This window comes from Anaerolinea thermolimosa, from assembly GCF_001050195.2.
In the GTDB taxonomy this organism is placed as follows: Bacteria; Chloroflexota; Anaerolineae; order Anaerolineales; family Anaerolineaceae; genus Anaerolinea; species Anaerolinea thermolimosa.
Window position 1 is genome coordinate 2996107 of sequence record NZ_DF967965.1, and the last position, 2613, is coordinate 2998719.

2 protein-coding genes are annotated in these 2613 nt (G+C 51.2%); both read right to left on the bottom strand.

All coding sequences use genetic code 11. The annotated features are described in order from the left end of the window. Nucleotides 1-84: 84 nt before the first annotated feature. Nucleotides 85-834, bottom strand: coding sequence for an IS21-like element helper ATPase IstB (gene istB, locus ATHL_RS13435; protein ID WP_062194817.1), 750 nt, complete (start codon nucleotides 832-834; stop codon nucleotides 85-87). A gap of 13 nt (nucleotides 835-847) precedes the next feature. Further along, nucleotides 848-2392: an IS21 family transposase gene (istA, locus tag ATHL_RS13440; protein ID WP_062194819.1), complete on the bottom strand. Its 1545-nt coding sequence runs from the start codon at nucleotides 2390-2392 to the stop codon at nucleotides 848-850. Between the last annotated feature and the right edge of the window lie 221 nt (nucleotides 2393-2613).

The window sequence follows — 2613 nt, forward strand, 5'->3', positions numbered from 1 at the left end:
TGCATATTCCGGTGAAAACGGCCAGTGAATCCGGAGGATGACGGCCAGATTGGATTGAAACAGAACTGGCAAGATGATTATAAATCAAGTGGCCGACATGGGTACAGAAGAACGCAACCTCCTTTGAGATTCTCCAGCCAATTGGAGGCGGTAAGAATTGTTAACCAGCCTGTCGAGGATGGCATCTGCCAGGGTGGGATCAGGAATGCGCTCGTGCCAGTCTTCCACCGGGATCTGGGTGACAACCATGGTAGAGGAATGCCCATAACGGTCGTCAAGGATATCCAGTAAATCCTGAGATTGCGGCAATGTGAGTGCATCCCGCAGCCAATCATCAAAAACGATCAAATCAAAACGGGTCAGAGCAGCCAGCAACTTGGGATAAGAACCATCGGCATGAGCCATCTTCAACTCCTGGATGAAACGGGGTGTGCGAAGATAACGGACAAAGAAATCAGCTCTGCATGCAGAATGACCGAGAGCACAACCGAGATATGTTTTCCCAGCGCCTGTTGGCCCGGTAATAATGATATTCAGTTTGTTGGTGATCCAGGCGCCATGAGACAATTCCAATACCTGGGTGCGGTCAACGGCCCTGGTAGGTGAAAAATCAAAATCTTCCATAACGGCATTCAGGTGAAAATGAGCTCTCTTCAAGCGGCGGCGCAGGCGGCTGTTGTCCCGCTGAAGCAGTTCGAGGTCCACCAGCATGGATAGTCGTTCTTCAAAGGGTAATTCTGCATATTTGGGATTGGTAATCTGCTCCTCAATCCCTTTCCGAAAGGCAGGCAGATGAAGCTGGGTAAGCTTGTCCATCAAGGGTTGCAATAACATTGTTCAAATCTCCTTAGTTGTAATAGTCTTTGCCGCGGATATTGGCATGGGGCTGCAGCAGGGAAGGCTGGGATACATCTTCCTGGGCAGCGATCTGGTCCAGATGGTTCGTCAGGATATTCTTGATGCCTCTGTAGCTGTGGATCTCGTTGGCCAGCGCATAATGGCAAGCCGATTCAAGCCTGCCGGGTGTGAATTTGCGGGCAAAGCCCAGGATACCCATGCAAGCCCGGTAGGCCTGCTCCGGGTGCTGCCTGCCGCCCAATTCCAAACGCACAATTTGGGCAGTGTATGAACCGATTTTCTCGGCCCAATGGATAAAACGCTCAGGAGACCACTCACCGTAAAAGCGATGATCTGAAGGCATATGTTCCTGGATGGTGGAATGGCTGCCCTGATGATGTGAACGGGGGTGGAAAGATACCCGCTTGCCGTTGGAAAAGATTTCAATGCTCTTTTCAGTGGCCCGGATCATGACTTCTGCCGGGTAGAGGTGGCAGGGGACTGAGTAAAATACCCCATCATATTCCACGTGATAATCGATGCTGACCTTGGCTTTTTTCCATAAAGCAAATTCATACGGCGTTGCTGGCAGTGGGCGCAAAGCCGGTTGATCCACCTTTTCAAACAATTCCCGGCGGCTTTTACCAAGATGTTCCATCTGGCGATTGTTGAGAACCTCCAATAACTCCCGGATGGCTTTGTTGAGTTCGGCCAGGCCGAAAAACTTCTGGTGACGTAACCTGGCTAATATCCAGCGTTCCACATTCTGCACCCCCACTTCAGCTTTGGACTTGTCCCGCGGGTGAGCCACTCTGGCTGGTACTACCGCCACATGATAATGCTCAGCCATTTCCTGGTAGGTCTGGTTGATTTCTGGATCATAACGACAGGGATGACTGACACCCACCTTGAGATTGTCCGGAACCACTACCTCGGTGACACCGCCAAAAAAGGCAAAAGCCCGCATATGACCTCCTGTCCAGTTGGGTAGGTCCTGATGCCATTGAGCTTCGGCATAGGTGTAGCTGGATGCGCCCAACACGGCAACAAAGATTTGCGTTTCCCGGACTTCTCCCGTACTGGGGTCTATGACTGGCATGGTTTGCCCGGCGTAGTCCACAAACAACTTCTCGCCTGCCTTGTGATTCAACCGCATGGTAGTCTGGATCTTCCCGGCCCAATCACGATATAACTGGCAAAACTGGCTGTATCCATACCCATGTGGGTGTTTTTCCAGATATTCTGTCCACAACAGGCGCAGTGTTACCCCTTTTTTACGCAGTTCCAGGTGAATATATTGCCAATCCGGAACATATGCTGCTTTGGGACTGGGTTGTTGAGCTTTGGGAAATAACAGCTCGTAGAGTTGATCATCTCCCAGTTCTTCAGGCAGCGGCCATGTCAGACCGGCCGCTTCAGCCCGCCTGACATATTCTCCCACACTGCTTCGTGATACCCGGCAGCTGCGGGAGATGACCCGCTCACTGAGTTGGCATTCCCATTTCAGCCGCAAGATTTCTTTGATTTTTCGCACGGTTAACCTTTCCTGTGACATGTCCGCCTCCTTGTTTCTAAGGATTAGGATGCCACATTTTCTAAAGATTAACCAGTTCTGTTTCGCCTACAGTTTCTATTGGATTCCGATTGATCCCGGCCACCGATTCCGATTTGTCCTCAAAAAGTGGCCGCCTTCCTCCGGATTGGGTGGCCGACATGCTTCGGAATCCCTGGCCATCTTGTTTCGGATTCCCTGGCTGCCTTGCCCCGGATTATGCA